This is a genomic window from Nocardia sp. CNS-044 (genome assembly GCF_059570515.1).
Window position 1 is genome coordinate 449,904 of sequence record NZ_JCANSX010000006.1, and the last position, 17,172, is coordinate 467,075.

Annotated in this window: 15 protein-coding genes; 12 read left to right on the forward strand and 3 right to left on the reverse strand. The window is 68.2% G+C overall.

What is annotated here, in order from left to right; all coding sequences use genetic code 11:
• Positions 1–105: 105 nt before the first annotated feature.
• The 5 genes from aroA to T333_RS10735 are packed head-to-tail and all read left to right on the forward strand — an operon-like array spanning position 106 to position 3,787.
• A complete protein-coding gene (gene aroA / locus T333_RS10715; RefSeq protein WP_496424357.1) occupies positions 106–1,401 on the forward strand; it encodes a 3-phosphoshikimate 1-carboxyvinyltransferase in 1,296 nt (431 codons plus the stop codon).
• Positions 1,398–2,399, forward strand: a complete 1,002-nt coding sequence (gene rsgA, locus T333_RS10720) for a ribosome small subunit-dependent GTPase A (RefSeq protein WP_355004326.1) — start codon at positions 1,398–1,400, stop codon at positions 2,397–2,399. Before aroA ends, rsgA begins: the two co-directional genes overlap by 4 nt.
• A gap of 47 nt (positions 2,400–2,446) precedes the next feature.
• A complete protein-coding gene (locus T333_RS10725; RefSeq protein ID WP_496424358.1) occupies positions 2,447–2,725 on the forward strand; it encodes a type II toxin-antitoxin system Phd/YefM family antitoxin in 279 nt (92 codons plus the stop codon).
• A complete protein-coding gene (locus tag T333_RS10730; protein ID WP_496424359.1) occupies positions 2,722–2,985 on the forward strand; it encodes a type II toxin-antitoxin system RelE family toxin in 264 nt (87 codons plus the stop codon). Before T333_RS10725 ends, T333_RS10730 begins: the two co-directional genes overlap by 4 nt.
• Before the next feature lie 46 nt (positions 2,986–3,031).
• Entirely contained in the window at positions 3,032–3,787 is a 756-nt protein-coding gene (locus tag T333_RS10735) for an aminoglycoside adenylyltransferase family protein (protein ID WP_496424360.1), read from the forward strand.
• Positions 3,788–3,859: 72 nt separating this feature from the next.
• Here T333_RS10735 and T333_RS10740 read toward each other — a convergent pair whose 3' ends face one another.
• Positions 3,860–4,237 (reverse strand): YybH family protein, encoded by a 378-nt coding sequence (locus T333_RS10740; RefSeq protein ID WP_496424361.1) that lies wholly within the window; start codon positions 4,235–4,237, stop codon positions 3,860–3,862.
• Between the two features lie 375 nt (positions 4,238–4,612).
• Here T333_RS10740 and T333_RS10745 point away from each other — a divergent pair, with 375 nt between their 5' ends.
• Positions 4,613–5,206, forward strand: coding sequence for a DUF4352 domain-containing protein (locus tag T333_RS10745; protein ID WP_496424362.1), 594 nt, complete (start codon positions 4,613–4,615; stop codon positions 5,204–5,206).
• A 57-nt stretch (positions 5,207–5,263) separates the two neighbouring features.
• Here the strand turns inward: T333_RS10745 and secA are convergent, their stop codons facing one another.
• Positions 5,264–8,110, reverse strand: coding sequence for a preprotein translocase subunit SecA (secA, locus tag T333_RS10750; RefSeq protein WP_355004310.1), 2,847 nt, complete (start codon positions 8,108–8,110; stop codon positions 5,264–5,266).
• 632 nt (positions 8,111–8,742) lie between these two features.
• Between secA and T333_RS10755 the strand changes: the two genes are divergently transcribed.
• The 5 genes from T333_RS10755 to T333_RS10775 all read left to right on the forward strand — a co-directional run bounded on the left by T333_RS10755 (position 8,743) and on the right by T333_RS10775 (position 14,903).
• Positions 8,743–10,164 (forward strand): WS/DGAT/MGAT family O-acyltransferase, encoded by a 1,422-nt coding sequence (locus tag T333_RS10755; RefSeq protein WP_355004311.1) that lies wholly within the window; start codon positions 8,743–8,745, stop codon positions 10,162–10,164.
• Positions 10,165–10,177: 13 nt separating this feature from the next.
• Positions 10,178–10,726, forward strand: a complete 549-nt coding sequence (locus T333_RS10760; RefSeq protein WP_496424769.1) for a DUF6912 family protein — start codon at positions 10,178–10,180, stop codon at positions 10,724–10,726.
• 108 nt (positions 10,727–10,834) lie between these two features.
• Positions 10,835–11,971, forward strand: a complete 1,137-nt coding sequence (locus T333_RS10765) for a ferredoxin reductase (RefSeq protein ID WP_496424363.1) — start codon at positions 10,835–10,837, stop codon at positions 11,969–11,971.
• A 121-nt stretch (positions 11,972–12,092) separates the two neighbouring features.
• Entirely contained in the window at positions 12,093–13,532 is a 1,440-nt protein-coding gene (locus tag T333_RS10770) for a fatty acid desaturase (RefSeq protein WP_496424364.1), read from the forward strand.
• A gap of 99 nt (positions 13,533–13,631) precedes the next feature.
• Entirely contained in the window at positions 13,632–14,903 is a 1,272-nt protein-coding gene (locus T333_RS10775) for a fatty acid desaturase family protein (protein ID WP_355004314.1), read from the forward strand.
• Positions 14,904–15,189: 286 nt separating this feature from the next.
• On the opposite strand, the gene T333_RS10780 is transcribed toward T333_RS10775, so the two are convergent.
• Positions 15,190–16,086: a CPBP family intramembrane glutamic endopeptidase gene (locus tag T333_RS10780; RefSeq protein WP_496424365.1), complete on the reverse strand. Its 897-nt coding sequence runs from the start codon at positions 16,084–16,086 to the stop codon at positions 15,190–15,192.
• Positions 16,087–16,478: 392 nt separating this feature from the next.
• Here T333_RS10780 and bluB point away from each other — a divergent pair, with 392 nt between their 5' ends.
• The gene (bluB, locus tag T333_RS10785; protein ID WP_496424770.1) at positions 16,479–17,156 is read left to right on the forward strand and encodes a 5,6-dimethylbenzimidazole synthase; all 678 of its coding nucleotides are present in this window, start codon (positions 16,479–16,481) and stop codon (positions 17,154–17,156) included.
• The last annotated feature ends 16 nt before the right edge of the window (positions 17,157–17,172 follow it).

The window sequence follows — 17,172 nt, forward strand, 5'->3', positions numbered from 1 at the left end:
GCTCGGTACGCGCGATCCCGGCGGGTTCGCGCGTACCACGCGGGCCGGGCTCCGTACGACCCAATTCGGCCGCAGTTCGCGACCGCCGGTGTGTCCGAGGACCCGATGGGCCAAGATGGACTGGTGACTTTCTGGCCAGCGCCCCACGTCGATGTCCCGGTACACGCGACCGTCACCCTGCCCGGATCCAAATCGATCACCAATCGTGCCCTGATCCTGGCCGCTCTCGCCGACGGGCCGTCCACGATCACGGGGGCGCTGCGCAGCCGCGACACCGATCTGATGATCGCGGCCCTGCGTGCGCTCGGCGCGAGCATCTCCGGTGACGCCGACACGCTGCGCGTCACCCCCGCGAAGCTCGGCGGCGGCACGGTCGACTGCGGTCTGGCGGGGACCGTGATGCGATTCCTGCCGCCGGTGGCGGCGCTGGCGACCGGCGACGTGGCCTTCGACGGCGACGCGCAGGCCCGGGTGCGTCCGCTGCGCACCATCCTGGAGGCGCTGCGCGGGCTCGGCGCCGACATCGACGGCGACGCGCTGCCGTTCACCGTGCACGGCAAGGGCGCGCTGCGCGGCGGCCCCGTCACCATCGATGCCTCCGGATCCTCGCAGTTCGTCTCCGGGCTGCTGCTCTCGGCCGCGCGCTTCGACGAGGGACTGACCGTGCACCACGACGGCAAGGCACTGCCGTCCATGCCGCACATCGAGATGACCGTGGAGATGCTGCGCCGCGCCGACGTTCGCGTGCAGGCGCCCGAGGACAGCCGCAAGGCGCAGACCTGGGTCGTCGAGCCCGGTCCGATCCGCGCCGTCGACTGGTACGTCGAGCCGGACCTGTCCAACGCCACGCCGTTCCTGGCCGCCGCCGCGGTCACCGGCGGTGAGGTGAAGATCCCGCACTGGCCGCGCCTGACCACCCAGCCCGGCGACGTCATCCGGGAGATCCTGGTGCGCATGGGCGCGGAGGCGCGCGTGTTCGACGGCGTGCTCACCGTGCGCGGACCGGAACGACTAGCGGGAATCGACATCGACCTGCACGATGTCGGCGAGCTGACGCCGACCGTCGCCGCGCTGGCCGCGCTGGCCGATTCCCCGTCCCGGCTGCGCGGCATCGCGCATCTGCGCGGGCACGAGACCGACCGGCTCGCCGCGCTGTCCACCGAGATCAACCGCCTCGGCGGAAAGGTCACCGAGACCGAGGACGGGCTGGAGATCGTGCCCGCACCGCTGCACGGCGGGTCCTGGCACTCCTATGCCGACCACCGGATGGCCACCGCGGGCGCGATCCTCGGCCTGCGGGTGCCCGGCGTGGAGATCGAGGACATCGGCACCACCGCCAAGACGCTGCCGAACTTCGTGTCCCTGTGGGAGCACATGCTGAACGACGGAGCCGCACACTGAGCCGGCCACGTCGCTCCGCCGCGGGCTACGACGAATCCGATGTGCGGGTTCGTCCGGGCCGAAGTTCGCGCCCGCGCACCAAGACTCGTCCGCAGCACAACGACGCCGAGTCCGCGATGGTGGTCTCCGTCGACCGCGGCCGTTGGGGTTGCGTGCTCGGCGGCGATCCCGAACGGCGGATCGTGGCGATGCGGGCCCGGGAACTGGGCCGCACACCGATCGTGGTCGGCGACCAGGTCGACGTCGTCGGCGATCTGTCCGGCAAGCCCGACACCCTGGCCCGCATCGTGCGCGTCGGTGATCGTCGAACGGTGTTGCGCCGCACCGCCGACGACACCGACCCCTTCGAGCGGATCGTGGTCGGCAACGCCGAGAAGTTGTTCATCGTGGTGGCGCTGGCCGACCCGCCGCCGCGCACCGGTTTCGTCGAGCGGTGCATGGTCGCCGCGTATGTCGGTGGGCTGCAACCGGTGCTGTGCCTGACCAAGCACGATCTGGCCGCCGACTCCGAATTCGCCTCGGCCTTCGACGATCTCGATCTCACCATCATCTACGGCGGCATCGACGATCCGCTCGAGCCGACCCTCGACCTGCTGACCGACCACCTCACCGCGTTCATCGGCCACTCCGGCGTCGGCAAATCCACCCTGGTGAATCGCCTTGTGCCGGACGCTTATCGGGCGGTCGGCGAGGTCTCCGGCGTCGGCAAGGGCAAGCACACCTCCACCCAGTCCATCGCGCTGTCGCTGCCCGGCGGCGGCTGGGTGATCGACACCCCGGGCGTGCGTTCCTTCGGCCTCGCGCACATCACACCGGACGACGTCATCCTGGCCTTCAGCGATCTGGCCGAGGCGATCGAGGACTGCCCGCGCGGGTGCACCCACCTCGGACCACCCGCCGACCCCGAATGCGCGCTGGACACGCTGCCGGACAAGGAGCGCCGCGTCGCGGCCATTCGCCGGTTGCTCGTCGCATTGAACTCGAACGAGTCCTGGTAGCGGAGCGACCCCACTATCGCGTACACGTTTGGGTGTACACTGCCGTTATGGACGACCAGCTCAGCATCCGCGACGCCCGCGCCCAGTTGCCCGCAGTCGTCAGCGCCGCGGCCCATGAGGGTCACGTCACCGTGATCACGCGCGGGGGAGAACCCGCAGCCGCGGTCATCCCGCTGTTCATGCTCGCCAAGCTCGAGGAGTGGGAAGACGAGCAACTCGGTCGCATGGCCGACGCGGCTCTCGCCGAGGGCGGCGAGCCGGAAAACATCACTCTCGGCCAGATGATGGACGACATACTCGCCGCCGGACACGAAGGCGCAGCGTGAAATACGAGTTCTGCTGGACTCCGGCCGCGCGTCGTGCGCTCCGGACGATTCCGCAGCACGACGCCATACGGCTTTTGGTCGCGCTCACATTGCTTGGCGACGATCCCTACCGACGCGACGGAGTAGACGTCAAAGCCCTGACCGGTCGGCCCGGCTTTCGACTTCGCGTCGGCAACTATCGGCTGGTCTACGAGGTGGACGACGGCAAATTGATCATCCTCGTCGTCACCGCCGGACACCGCCGCGACATCTACGAATAGTCATGAGCAGAGCGGTATCGCCGCGTTCAGAACTACAGTGGAGCGGGTGACTCAGGAAGCCGCCGTCGCCGATCTGCTCCGCGCCGCGCTCGGGCCCCAGTTGCTCGGTGCCTACCGCCACGGTTCCGCGGCGCTGGGCGGGTTGCGTCCGCACAGCGATATCGACGTTCTGGTGGTCACCGATGGTCATCTGGAGACCGACCAGCGGCGCGCGTTGGTCGATGGATTGCTTGCCGTTTCGGGTGATCCGCGCGTATCCGGTGCGCCGCGGCCCGTCGAACTCAGCACTGTCGCGCAGACCGACGTCCGGCCGTGGCAGTATCCGCCGACCCTCGATTTCCAGTACGGCGAATGGTTGCGCGACGACTACGTGCGGGGCGCGCTGCCCGTCGCCGCGCCGGACGCCGACCTCGCCGTCTTGATCACGATGACCCTTCAGGCCGACTCCCCGTTGCTCGGACCGCCACCGGCCGAACTCCTCGACCCAGTCCCGGCGGAGCATCTGCGCGGCGCGTTGCTCGACGGCATCCCCGACCTGCTCACCGAACTCGACAGCGACACCCGCAACGTCCTGCTCCGCCTGGCCCGCGTCTGGATGACGTTGGAAACCGGCGAGATTCGCGCCAAATCCGAGGCCGCGAGCTGGGCCATCGACCGCCTCCCCGACGAACTCCGCCCCGCACTCGCCCACGCCCGCGCCGTCTACCTGGGCGACGCCGCCGACACCTGGGCCGATCGCCTGCCGCAGGCGCACGACACCGCCGCCGCCCTGGCCGGCGAGATACTCCAGTACAGCGCGTGAATCGCGGGCCTGCCGGAACGACCGCGGTAGTCGTTCGGCTCTGAACCGCCCCGCTCGTCGGCGTGGATGTGTTCAGTGACCGTCGGGTTGACCCGGCGCGAACGGCCACTCCTCGAAGTGGACGCAGCGGCCGGAATCGTCGAAGCGGACGACCCACAGGTCGCGCCAGCGGGCGGGGTCGTCGCGCTCGTATTCGACCTCGACCCGGACCACTGCGGTGTCGCCTTCCACCGCGACGGGGTCGGAAGTCATGGTGAACGGCTCGTCGGGTCCGTCCCGGCCCGCTTCCCAGAACTCGGCGAGCGCGGCTTGCCCGACGATCGGGGCCGCCCACGGGGATATCACGTATATGGCGTCGTCGGCGAACAGATCGGGGAGCGCGTCGGTGCCCGGTGTGCGCCAAGCCCGTTCGTAGGCCGTTACCCATGCGCGAACAGCATCGCGATCCATGGTCCGGACGGTACTCCTCCGATCGGCTACCTCCCGTGAACCGGACCGTTCGGAACTGAGCGCACTCGAGCAATTCCCTGGCAGCCACCCGGTTTCCCGAGCTGTCACCGAAACGGCGCCTGCCGCCGACGGCGTGTCCAGACCATGATCAGGACAGGCACCGAACGGGCCCCTAACAGCTGCCCGAAAATGCCCTCGGTCCAGCGCTTTCCGCTAACGTCCAGACTTCCACCGGGGGCTTCGGCTAAACCTCGAGCCGCCCGGCGCGAACCGTCGCTTCCGACGGCACGCCATCGAACCGCCGCGCATTTCCGTGCTGTCGCGTGCGGCAGTCCCAGCACCGCGCTCCCCCGCAGTCGAGAAAGGAATACCGGCATGACCAATCCACAGATGCCCCAACAGCCGTGGCCCGGCCCGAATCCGCATTACTCGCCGCCGCCGCAGAAGAAACGTGCGGTGTGGCCGTGGGTGCTCGGCGGGTTCTTCGCGTTCGTGGTGCTGCTGTTCGGCGGATGCGTCGCGCTGTTGAGCAGTGCGGCCGACGAAGTCGCCGAGAGCACGGAGAAACGGACCTCCGTCTCCCCCGCGGGTTCCGAGGTCCGCGACGGCAAATTCGGTTTCGTCGTCACCCGCGTCGATGCGCCGGTCGCCTCCGTCGGCGACAACCAATTCCTGAAGAAGGACGCCCAGGGCGAATTCATCCTGGTGTACGTCGACGTCAGCAACACCGGCGATCAACCGCAGACCTACTTCGGCGACAACCAGAAACTCGTCGACGCCCAAGGCCGCCTCTACAGCAACGACACCGCCGCCGAAGTGAACCTCAACAAGAACCTGGTCACCGAAATCAACCCCGGCAACAGGATTTCCGTCGTCCTCGCCTTCGACGTCCCGAAGGGCACCACCCCCACCACCATCGAATTCCACGACTCGGTCTTCTCCGGCGGCGCCCGCGTCGCCCTCAAGTAACCCCGAAACGGCGAAGGCGCCCAGGGAAACCCTGGGCGCCTTCAATGTTCGGTTCACTCAGTGCCGACGACGCGTCTTCGGCCCGCGCTTGCCCTTGCTCTCGGCGCGCGCCGCTTCACGACGCTCCCGCCGGGTGGCGTGGGCGCCGGACTCGGAGCCGTACTCCTCGGCGTCGCTGTGCACTTCGGCGCCGCCACGCTCGCCGGGGCCCGAGTAGCTGAAGCCGCGGGTGCTGCGCTCGTCGATGCCCTTGGCGCGCAAGGCGGCCGGGGCGCCGTTGGCGGCGGGGGCGGCCTGCTCGGTGGGCAGCGGGGCCGGAGCGCCGGACATGGCGCCGACCGGGGAACGCAGGCCCGGGTCGACGGCGACGCCCGCGGGCTGCGGCTGCTGCACCTCGACCTGGAGGTTGAACAGGAAGCCGACCGACTCCTCCTTCAGGCCATCGAGCATCGCGGCGAACATGTCGAAGCCCTCGCGCTGATACTCGACGAGCGGATCCCGCTGCGCCATGGCGCGCAGGCCGATGCCCTCCTTGAGGTAGTCCATCTCGTAGAGGTGCTCGCGCCACTTGCGGTCCAGCACCGAAAGCAGCACCTGCCGTTCGAGATTGCGCATCGAACCCTCGCCGGCCAAGCCGTCGATCTCCTGCTCGCGCTTCTCGTAGGCGTCGTGCGCGTCGTCGAGCAGAGCGTCGAGCAGCTCCTCGCGGGTCAGGTCGCCCGCCTCGCCGATGCCGGTCTCACCGGTCAGCTCCTTGTAGTCCACGCCGACCGGGTAGAGGGTCTTCAGCGCGGTCCACAGCTTGTCCAGATCCCAGTCCTCGACGTAGCCCTCGGCGGTGGCGCCGTCGACGTACGCGGTGATCACGTCGGTGATCATGTTCTGGACCTGGCCCTCCATGTCCTCACCGCGCAGAATCCGGTTGCGCTCGCCGTAGATGACGGTGCGCTGCTGGTTCATCACCTCGTCGTACTTGAGGACGTTCTTGCGGATCTCGAAGTTCTGCTGCTCGACCTGGGTCTGCGCGCTCTTGATGGCCTTGGAGACCATCTTCGCCTCGATCGGCACGTCGTCGGGCAGGTTGAGCCGGGTCATGATCGCCTCGAGCGCCGCGCCGTTGAAGCGCCGCATCAGCTCGTCGCCCAGCGACAGGTAGAAGCGGGACTCGCCGGGATCGCCCTGACGGCCGGAGCGACCGCGCAGCTGGTTGTCGATACGCCGGGACTCGTGGCGCTCGGTGCCGAGCACGTACAGACCACCGGCCTCGCGGACCGCCTCCGCGTCCTCCTCGGTCTGCTGCTTGACCTGCTCGAGGGTCGGATGCCAGGCGGCCTCGTACTCCTCCTGCGTCTCGACCGGGTCGAGGCCCTGCTTGCGCAGCAGGATGTCGGCGATGATGTCCGGGTTACCACCGAGCACGATGTCGGTACCGCGGCCGGCCATGTTGGTGGCGACGGTGACCGCGCCCGGCCGACCGGCCTCGGCGATGATCTCGGCTTCCTTCTCGTGGAACTTCGCGTTCAGCACGTTGTGCGGAATGCCGCGCCTGGTGAACTGCTTGGACAGGTACTCCGAGCGCTCGACGCTGGTGGTGCCGATCAGCACCGGCTGGCCCTTCTCGTGCCGCTCGGTGACGTCGTCGACCACGGCGGCGAACTTGGACTCTTCGGTCTTGTAGATCAGGTCCGACTGATCGGCGCGCACCATCGGCCGGTTCGTCGGAATCGGGACGACGCCGAGGCCGTAGATCTGGTGCAGCTCGGCCGCCTCGGTCTCGGCGGTACCGGTCATGCCGGAGAGCTTGTCGTAGAGCCGGAAGTAGTTCTGCAGCGTGATGGTGGCCAGCGTCTGGTTCTCCGGCTGGATCTCGACGCCTTCCTTGGCCTCGATCGCCTGGTGCATGCCCTCGTTGTAGCGGCGGCCGACCAGGATGCGTCCGGTGAACTCGTCGACGATGATGACCTCGCCGTCGCGGACGATGTAGTCCTTGTCGCGCTGGTAGAGCTCCTTGGCCTTGACCGCGTTGTTCAGGTAGCTGACCAGCGGCGAGTTGGCGGCCTCGTACAAGTTGTCGATGCCGAGCTGGTCCTCGACGAACTCCACGCCCGCCTCGTGCACGCCGATGGTGCGCTTCTTGATGTCGACCTCGTAGTGCAGGTCCTTCTTCAGCAGCGGCGCGATGCGCGCGAACTCGGCGTACCACTTCGAGGAGGCGTCGGCCGGACCCGAGATGATCAGCGGCGTGCGGGCCTCGTCGATGAGGATGGAGTCGACCTCGTCGACCACGGCGAAGTTGTGCCCGCGTTGGACCAGATCGTCCAGCGAGTGCGTCATGTTGTCGCGCAGGTAGTCGAAGCCGAACTCGTTGTTGGTGCCGTAGGTGATGTCGGCGTTGTAGGCGCCGCGGCGCTGGGCCGGGCTCATGCCGCCGAGGATGACGCCGACCTCGAGACCGAGGAAGCGGTGCACGCGGCCCATCCACTCCGCGTCGCGCTTGGCCAGGTAGTCGTTGACCGTGACGACGTGCACGCCCTCGCCGGACAGCGCGTTCAGGTACGCGGGGAGCACACAGGTCAGGGTCTTGCCCTCACCGGTCTTCATCTCGGCGATGTTGCCGAGGTGCAGCGCGGCGCCGCCCATCACCTGGACCTTGTAGTGCTTCTGGTTGAGCACCCGCCAGGACGCTTCCCTCGCCACCGCGAACGCCTCGAGCAGCAGGTCGTCGAGGCTCTCGCCGTCGGCGTAGCGCTGCTTGAATTCGTCGGTCTTCGCGCGCAGCTCGGCGTCGGTGAGCTGCTCGTGCTCCGCGTCGAGCGCGAGGACCTCGTCGGCGAGATGAGCGAGCCGCTTGACGGTGCGACCCTCACCAATCCGTAGCAACCTCGTCAGTGTCAGCGCAGGCACGGGTCTCGTCAGTCCTCTGGTCGGTGTGTCAAATGTTTCGGCCCCCACAACCTCCGCCGGGCACGGCGGAAGCCGCAGCACCCCTCATGGTAATGCCGCAACCATGCCGAGCGCGGGTGACCAGCGTCGTATCACGTCGCCCGGCATCGCCGCGGTGGCCGCGTGGCGTTGCTTCTCACCGTACTCGCCTCGCTTCGCGCGCGACGTCCGCAGCGGCCCGGGACCTGGGGCTCGGCGACACGCGACCGTGTCGTCGGGCCGGTCCCTTCGCCGAACCTCGAGTGAATCACGCTGGAGCCGAACCGCTTCGAACGCCGGTGCCATACGATGGCAGACGTCCGGCGCGCCGTCGGCGGCGTGCGATCGGACCGAACGTTCCCGCAACACCTCGGCACGCGGGACGGGCAAGGGCAGTGCGGCTCGTGATCCCCCCGATGCGGAGCGAGCGAAAGCGGCGGTCGTCGACTGTGCAGTCCCCACCATTCGAGCGAAGCGGACAACCCTGCCACGCGGGCGGCCATGGGTAAAGAAATGTACCGATTTCGCTGGATATGCCACAGGATCCACCACCTTTCGGTTGTCGCGAACGACAATGAGGCGGGGACACGGCATCGGAAGGAGCACCGGGCAGCGTGATCACGCGTTTGACGCCGCAGGACGCGGCGTTCTATCGGCTCGAGTCGAGCAGCAATCCGATCCACATCGGCTCGCTCGCGATCGTCCGCAACACCGACGAAGGCGACCTCGACGGCGAAGCGGCCCTCGACTACGACCGCCTTGTCGACCTCGTGGAGAGCAGGCTCTCGCTGGTCCCGCGCTACCGGCGCAAGGTGCGCGAGATCCCGTTCGCGCTGGGCAGGCCGGTGTGGGTGGAGGACAGCCGCTTCGACATCACCTATCACATCCGCCGCTCCGCGCTGCCGAGTCCGGGCACCGACGAGCAGCTGCACGACCTGGTCGCGCGGCTGGCCTCGCGGCCGCTCGACCAGAGCAAGCCGCTGTGGGAGATGTATCTGATCGAGGGACTCACCGAGGGCCGCTGCGCGATCTTCACCAAGACCCACTCGGCGCTGGTCGACGGCGCGAGCGCACTGGAGATCGGCCACGTCATCCTGGACAACAGCCCCTCGCCGCGCGGTCTCGCCGACGACGCCTGGGTCGCGCCGCGCGAACCCACCGACGTGGAACTGCTGGTCGGCGCGCTCACCCATCTGGCGGCCCAGCCGCGCGAGGCGCTGGAGGTGGCGCGGGACGCCAGCGCCGACGCCTTCGCGATGATCGGCGCCGCGGGCCGTGCTGTCGACTCGGTCGTCTCGGCGGTGCGCACCGCGGCCATCGGCGCGCCGGACAGCCCGCTCAACGCGCGAACCTCGCGCAGCCGCCGCTTCGACGTGGTGCGCACCGACCTCGGCGACTACCGCAAGATCCGCCAGCGCTTCGATTGCTCGACCAACGACGCGATCCTCGCCGTGGTCACCGGCGCGCTGCGCAACTGGCTGCTCTCCCGCGGCGAGGCGCTGATCGAATCGACCACGCTGCGCGCGGTGGTGCCCATGTCGGTGTATGTCGAGGGTCCCGACCACGATCGGCTGGAGCCCGCGAGCGAGGTGTCCTCGTTCCTGTTGGATCTGCCGGTCGGCGAGCCCAATCCGGTGATCCGGCTCTCGCACATCGCGCACGCCACCGAGGCCAACAGCAGGGCCCGGCGCGGGGTGCGGGCGCGCACGCTGGTGCACATGGCCGGGTTCGCTCCGGCCAGCCTGCATGCGATGAGCGTGCGGGCGGCGAGTACGTTCGCAGAGCACACGTTCAACTTGGTGATCACCAACGCGCCGGGTCCGCAGACGCCGATGTACATCGGCGGCGCGCGGATGCTGGAGATGTATCCGGTGTCGCCGCTGCTGCGCAATCAGGCCTCGAGCATCGGGATCACGTCCTACGACGGACGCGTCTTCTACGGACTCAACGCCGACCGCGACGCGATGGCCGACATCGAGGTGCTGGCCGCCGCGGTGCACGAGTCCATGGAGGAGATGCTCGGTGCCTGCGTCTGATCAGAAGAACACCCTGCGGGTCTACGTGCCCGCGACGGTGCCGATGCTGCGCGAGCTGGTCGCCGAGCGGGAGTTGTTCCCGATCGGCGGCACCGCCTTCGCGGTCACCCCCGCGCTGCGCGAGGCCTACGCCTCCGGCGACGACGAGGAGCTGGCCGAGGTGGCCATGGCCGAGGCCGCCCGCGCCTCGCTGCGCCTGCTCGCCGCCGAACGCGACGCCGTCGTCGAGGACATCGAGGACGGCGAACCCGCGGCGGCGCGACCGTCCGGCGGGCCGGTGTACCGGCGGGCGGTGATCGCCGCGGACGTCTCGGGCGCCAAGCTCCGGCCCGACCTCGACGACGCGGTGGTCAAGCTCGCGGGACCGATCGGCTACGACCGGATCGCCTCGATCCACGTCGACTTGGCCGAGGCCGAGCCCGAGGTGGCCAAGGCGGTGGACGTCGTCGACGCGGCCGATCTGGGCGACCCCGATGCGGAGTTCGTGCTCGGCGATGCCGAGGACCACCAGCTCGCCTGGTACGCGGCGCAGGAGCTGCCGTTCCTGCTCGACCTGCTCTGAGCTGCCAGGTCGCAGTCGGGGGCTGCCTGCAAACCTACGATGCCGTAACCTAGCCGAAAGCGACCCCGACGGCGGTCGCCACCTCGACAGAAAGACGAAACGGCACCGATGGTCTTCAAGAATGTCCGCGACTGGCTCGAAGCGCCCGCGGCGAGCGTCGCCGACCGCGGGGGTCGGCTCAACGTGTTGCGCGGGGCCGTCGCCCGGGTGACCACGCCGCTGCTGCCCGACGACTACCTGCACCTGGCCAACCCGCTGTGGTCGGCGCGCGAGCTGCGCGGCCGGATCGTCGATGTGCGCAAGGAGACCGCCGATTCGGCGACCCTGGTGATCAAGCCGGGCTGGGGCTTCGACTTCAAGTTCCAGCCGGGCCAGTACATCGGCATCGGTCTGCTGGTGGACGGCCGCTGGCACTGGCGGTCCTACTCGCTGACCTGCCCACCGGACTGGAGCGCCCCTGAGCACGGCGGCAAGCGCCTGATCTCCATCGCCGTGAAGGCGATGCCGGAGGGCTTCCTCTCCAGCCACATCGTCGGCGGCGTCAAGCCGGGCACGATCGTCCGGTTGCAGGCGCCGCAGGGCGGGTTCGTGCTGCCCTATCCGCCGCCCGCCAAGGTGCTGTTCCTCACCGCGGGCAGCGGTATCACGCCGGTGATGTCGATGCTGCGCGCGATGGACCGGCGCGGTCTCGTCTCCGACGTGGTGCACCTGCATTCCGCGCGCACCGTCGAGGACGTGATGTTCGGCGACGAGCTGCGCGCGCTGCACGACCGGCACCCGAGCTTCCAGTCGCACCTGCACCTGACCGGCGAACAGGGCAAGTTCGCGCTCGCCGATCTGGACGCGAAGTTCCCCGACTGGCGGGAACGCGACACCTGGGCCTGCGGTCCCGCCGCCATGCTCGACGAGATCGAACAGCACTGGCGCGCGGCGGGTCTCGCCGAGCGGCTGCACGTGGAGCGGTTCGAGATCGAGCGCTCGGCGGTCGGTGAAGGCGGCACCGTCAGCTTCGGCAAGAGCGGCCGCAGCGTCGAGGTCGACGGCGCGACCAGCCTGCTCGAGGCGGGCGAGTCGGCCGGGGTTCAGATGCCGTTCGGCTGCCGGATGGGCATCTGCCAGACGTGTGTGGTGACCTTGAGTTCCGGGCACGCGCGCGACTTGAGAAACGGCGACGAGCGCCGCGAGGGCGACAAGGTGCAGACCTGTATCTCGGCCGCCGCGGGCGACTGCACGTTGGACGTGTGAGCGGTCGCGTCGAAGGAGCACCGCGCGGCGTGACCACGCGCTGCTCCCTGGCGGACCGCATCGATACCGCCTGAGACACGGGTACCCTCGACCCCATCAGTCGAGCAGAGAAGGGACTCCGGTGGCCATCACCGATATCCAGACGTTCTCCCACCTCACGGCCGCCGATATCGAGACCCTGGGGCAGGAACTCGACAGCATCCGGCGTTCCGTCGAGCTCTCCCGCGGCGAACGCGACGCGAAGTACATCCGCCGCACCATCGCGGCCCAGCGCGGCCTCGAGGTCGCCGGGCGCGCGGTGCTCTTCGGCAGCCGCAACCGCTGGGCCTGGCTCGCCGGCACGGCGCTGCTCTCGGTCGCCAAGATCGTCGAGAACATGGAGCTCGGGCACAACATCAGCCACGGGCAGTGGGACTGGATGAACGATCCGGAGATCCACTCCGGCACCTGGGAATGGGACCAGACGGGTCCGTCGTCGCAGTGGCGGCGGGCGCACAACTACTCCCACCACACCTACACCAACGTCCTCGGCAAGGACGAGGACCTCGGCTTCGGCATCCTGCGGATGACCCGCGACGAGGAGTGGCGCCCGATCCACCTGGTGCAGCCGCTGGCCAACCTGCTGCTGGCCGCCACCTTCGAGTGGGGCATCGCGCTGCACGACTGGAGCATCGAGAAGGAACTGACGGGCACCCCGAAGTCGGAGCTCCGGTCGGGGCCGAACAAGGAGTTCGCCCGCAAGATCGCACGCCAGGTGAGCAAGGATTTCCTGCTCTACCCCGCACTGACCGGCCCGGCGTGGAAGTCGACGCTGAAGGCCAACGCCACCGCCAATCTGGTGCGCAACCTCTGGGCCTACGCGGTGATCTTCTGCGGCCACTTCCCCGACGGCGCCGAGAAGTTCACCATCGAACAGCTCGAGGACGAGACCCAGGCGGAGTGGTACCTGCGCCAGATGCTCGGCAGCGCCAACTTCAAGGCCGGACCCGCGATGGCCTTCATGAGCGGCAACCTCTGCTACCAGATCGAGCACCACCTGTTCCCCGACCTGCCGAGCAACCGGTACCCGGAGATCGCCGCGCGGGTCCGCGAACTCTGCGACAAGTACGACCTGCCCTACACGACCGGCTCGCTGGGCAAGCAGTACCTGCTCGCCTTCCGCACCATCCACAAGCTGGCGCTGCCGGACCGGTTCCTCAAGCGCACCGCCGACGACGCGCCGGAAACCTCCTCGGAGCGCAAGTTCGCGGGCATCACGCTGCCGAACGCCGAGCGCTGGGCCGACAACAACTGGCTGCTGACCGATCCCGAGACCGGGCAGCGGCGTGGTCTGCGCTCGGCGCTGCACGAGGCCAAGGTGGTGCTCGAGGAGAAGGCGCGGCACGAGAAAGAGGTGTTGCGCGAGGCCAAGCGGGCGCTGAAGGAGAAGGCCCGCCAGGAGAAGGAACTGCTGCGGGAGGCCAAGGTCGCCCTCCAGGAGAAGGCGCGCGTCGAACAGGCCGCGTTGCGCCGGAAGACCGGGCGGGAGAAGGGCTTCCGCGCGCGCTGGCGGCGCGCTTGATATAGCATTCGGCCGTCGCGTTCGCAATGCGAGATTTGCCACGGTAGAGACTCGAATCCCATAACCTACGGTGTCGTAACTTACGGTACTGTAACCACCATGGCGATCTCGGATGTCAAGGAATACGCGCACCTCACCGCCGCGGATGTGGAGGCGTTGGGCGCGGAATTCGATGCGATCCGGCGGGAAATCGAATCCTCGCGCGGTGAATCGGACGCGCGGTACATCCGCAATGTCATCAGGCTGCAGCGCGCGCTGGAGATCAGCGGGCGCGCGGTCCTGTACGCCGGTTTCCTTCCGCCCGCCTGGCTCGCGGGCGTCGCACTGCTCGGCACCGCCAAGATCATCGAGAACATGGAGATCGGGCACAACGTCATGCACGGGCAGTGGGACTGGATGAACGATCCGGAGATCCACTCCAGCTCGTGGGAGTGGGACAACACCGGCCCGTCCAAGCACTGGAAGCACACCCACAACTACCTGCACCACAAGTACACCAACGTCCTCGGCATGGACGACGACATCGGCTACGGCCTGCTGCGGGTCACCCGCGACCAGCGCTGGAAGCCGTTCAACATCGGCAACCCGGTGTACAACCTGCTGCTGCAGTTGTTCTTCGAGTACGGCGTGGCGATTCAGCACCTGGAGCTGGGCAAGCTGGCCGCGGGCCGATACAAGCCGGGCAGCCCCGAGCGCGCCGAGTTCGAGCGCAAGCGCAGCGAGGTGCTGAACAAGGTCGGCAAGCAGGCGCTCAAGGACTACGTGGTCTTCCCCGCGCTCACCGGTCCCCTGTTCTTCTCCACGCTCACCGCGAACCTGGCCGCCAACATGATTCGCAACGTGTGGTCCAACGCGGTGATCTTCTGCGGCCACTTCCCCGACGGCGCGGAGAAGTTCACCAAGGCCGACATCGACGGCGAGACCCAGGCCGAGTGGTACCTGCGCCAGATGCTCGGCAGCGCCAACATCTCCGGCGGCCCCGTCATGCACTTCATGACCGGCAACCTGAGCCACCAGATCGAACACCACCTGTTCCCGGATCTGCCGAGCAACCGCTACGCCGACATCGCGGTCCGGGTGCGGGCGCTGTGCGACAAGTACGACCTGCCCTACACCACGGGATCGCTTCCCGTGCAGTACTTCAAGGCGTGGCGCACCATCCTCAAGCTCGCGCTGCCGAACAAGTACCTGCGCCACACCGCCGACGACGCACCGGAGACGGCCTCCGAGCGCAGGTTCGGCGGCAACGCCGTCGCCACCATCGACCCGGTCACCGGCAAGCGCCGCGGGTTGCGCACCGCCCTCGCCGAGGGCAAGCGGCGCATCCGTCGCGCGACTCGCCAGGAACCCGCACTCCAGCTCGCGAAGTAATTCACGGGCTCCAGATAGAGGCCCTCGCACGGCAATCGGATGAGGCCGTGCGTGGGGCCGGGAATCACTGTGACCGACTCTTGCTGCCGCGCATGCCATTCCGCGTTGAACCGAAGCGGCACGGAACGGCAGGCGACGTTGTCCAAGCCCTCTCCGTGCAGGATGAAGCGCAGATGTCGGGCTCGTCCGGTCGAGGTGTGGTCGGGTCTGTCATAAGGCGCGCGCACGCGGTCCGCCAGGGTGACCGAGGCGTTGGTCGTGCAGGCAAACGCAGCTGGCGAAGGACTCAGCTGGCGGTTGGTGCAGGAGAGGCCGGTTCCTGGATCGCGGGCGCGTTCGGGTCGGTGTGGTCGTTGCCGCGGACGGGGAAGAGCAGGAAAAGGATTGCGGCGAGGAGGGCCAGCAGGACCCAGCCGACGACGCCACCGTGGCCGCTGAGCAGTTGATTCGGTTTCTCGTCGAGGGAGCCGAAGGCGCTGACACCGATCGCGTGCGCGTTCCAGGCGGCGTGCGCGACGACGCACGGCCAGACACTGCCCGAGCGCATCCGCAGCCAGCCCAGCACCAGGCCGAAGAAGACGCAGGTCACGACGAATGCGGCAGCGGCCCAGGCGCCGAGCTCTGGGTAGTTGTAGCCGCGCAATGTGAGCGGCAAATGCCACAGACCCCAGATCACCCCGGTGGCCACCAAGCCGAAGGCAACGCCGAAGCGGCCGGTCAGCTGTGGTTGCAGCCAGCCACGCCAGCCCAGCTCTTCACCGAGCGCTAGTGGCAGTGTGGCAAGGGTACTGCCGACAAGCGCCTCGAGGATTATCAGCACCGTCCAGTCGACACCGAGCGAGAAGTCGAATTCGTTCATGCCGAGCAAAACACTCACTCCGAAGGCCAGCCAGACGAAGGCGGCGGTGCCGAACCAGGCGGCTACGATCAGCCACACGGTCCGGCGCGGGCGCGAACCCAACCTCGAGCCGGTCTCGGCCACCAGCTCCGGCATCGACCGGCGGCGATACCACCACAGCGCCAACACGGCGAGGGTCGGTGTGAGCATCATCCAGACGGCCGCGGAACTCACGAACACCGACGGCGCCTTCTCGTTGCCGATCCACGGCCACAGCGCGAACAGCCACGACAGCCCGAAAGCGACTACCAAGAACACAACCAAGTCGTTGCGCCGCACGATCATTCGATTTCCCCCACTTGCTATCCCCGGCCCCTGGCAACACCTGAATCTGGCGATGCGCGGATCATGCTATCGATCACCCGAAATCTACCACCAGCCGCCCGGACGACGTATTCTTCTGTTACGCAGCGCATTTCGTGCAGCCTGCGGTGCAGCCGTGGGCCGAATGGCTAGCTGCCGAACGATTCAAACCGCTGGATACAGTGTTCATTCATAGAGCGAAGGCCTCGGCGGGCAGGCCGTCGAGCTGCGCCCGCGCGTCATCGACCGGCAGCGAGTGCCGCGCCGCATTCCTCAGTAACGAACGTCATGGCGGGACCGTGAAACGCCGTGCGACCGCTGGGCGTGGACCCGCCGGTCCGTTTTGATTGACTGGGCCGGTGAGTGCTGATCGCCTGAGTGTCTACGAGGCCATTCGGTTGCGCCGCGATGTGCGCGCCGAATTCACCGGGGAGCCCGTCGACGAGGAGACGCTGTGGCGGATTCTGGATGCCGCGCATCGGGCGCCGAGCGTGGGCAATTCGCAGCCGTGGGATTTCGTGGTGGTGCGTGAGCCGGGCACGCTTCGCCGGTTCGCCGATCATGTGGCGGGCAAGCGTGTGGAGTTCCGCGACGCGCTGCCGCCCGAACGCGCGGCGACCTTCGAGCCGATCAAGATCGAGGGGATCGTGGAGAGCGGCACCGGCGTCGTCGTCAGCTACGACCACGGCCGCGGCGGGCCGCAGGTGCTCGGCCGCGCCACGGTTCCCGAAACCGGTGTCTACTCCGCGGTTCTAACGATCCAGAACCTGTGGCTCGCCGCCACCGCCGAGGGCATCGGCGTGGGCTGGGTGTCGTTCTACGACCCGGTGTTCCTCGCCGAAATCGTCGGACTGCCCCCTGGCATCCAACCCGTCGCCTGGCTCTGTGTCGGCCCGGTGCGCGAATTCCAAACGGTGCCAGACTTGGAGCGCTTCGGCTGGCGCACCGGTCGGCCGCTGTCCGAAGCGGTGCACCGGGAAACGTTCGGCGGGAACAGGTTTGCCGCCGAACTGCCGACGGACAGCACGCCGATGGATATCGCCGCACCCTGACCAATCGCCCACGGAG

Excerpts from the sequence above, each read along its gene's own strand:
- T333_RS10725 (WP_496424358.1), top strand. The coding sequence starts at position 2,447 with ATGGACGACCAGCTCAGCATCCGCGACGCCCGCGCCCAGTTGCCCGCA.
- T333_RS10765 (WP_496424363.1), top strand. The coding sequence starts at position 10,835 with ATGGTCTTCAAGAATGTCCGCGACTGGCTCGAAGCGCCCGCGGCGAGC.
- T333_RS10775 (WP_355004314.1), top strand. The coding sequence starts at position 13,632 with ATGGCGATCTCGGATGTCAAGGAATACGCGCACCTCACCGCCGCGGAT.
- T333_RS10745 (WP_496424362.1), top strand. The coding sequence starts at position 4,613 with ATGACCAATCCACAGATGCCCCAACAGCCGTGGCCCGGCCCGAATCCG.
- T333_RS10740 (WP_496424361.1), bottom strand. The coding sequence starts at position 4,237 with ATGGATCGCGATGCTGTTCGCGCATGGGTAACGGCCTACGAACGGGCT.
- T333_RS10780 (WP_496424365.1), bottom strand. The coding sequence starts at position 16,086 with ATGATCGTGCGGCGCAACGACTTGGTTGTGTTCTTGGTAGTCGCTTTC.
- aroA (WP_496424357.1), top strand. The coding sequence starts at position 106 with ATGGGCCAAGATGGACTGGTGACTTTCTGGCCAGCGCCCCACGTCGAT.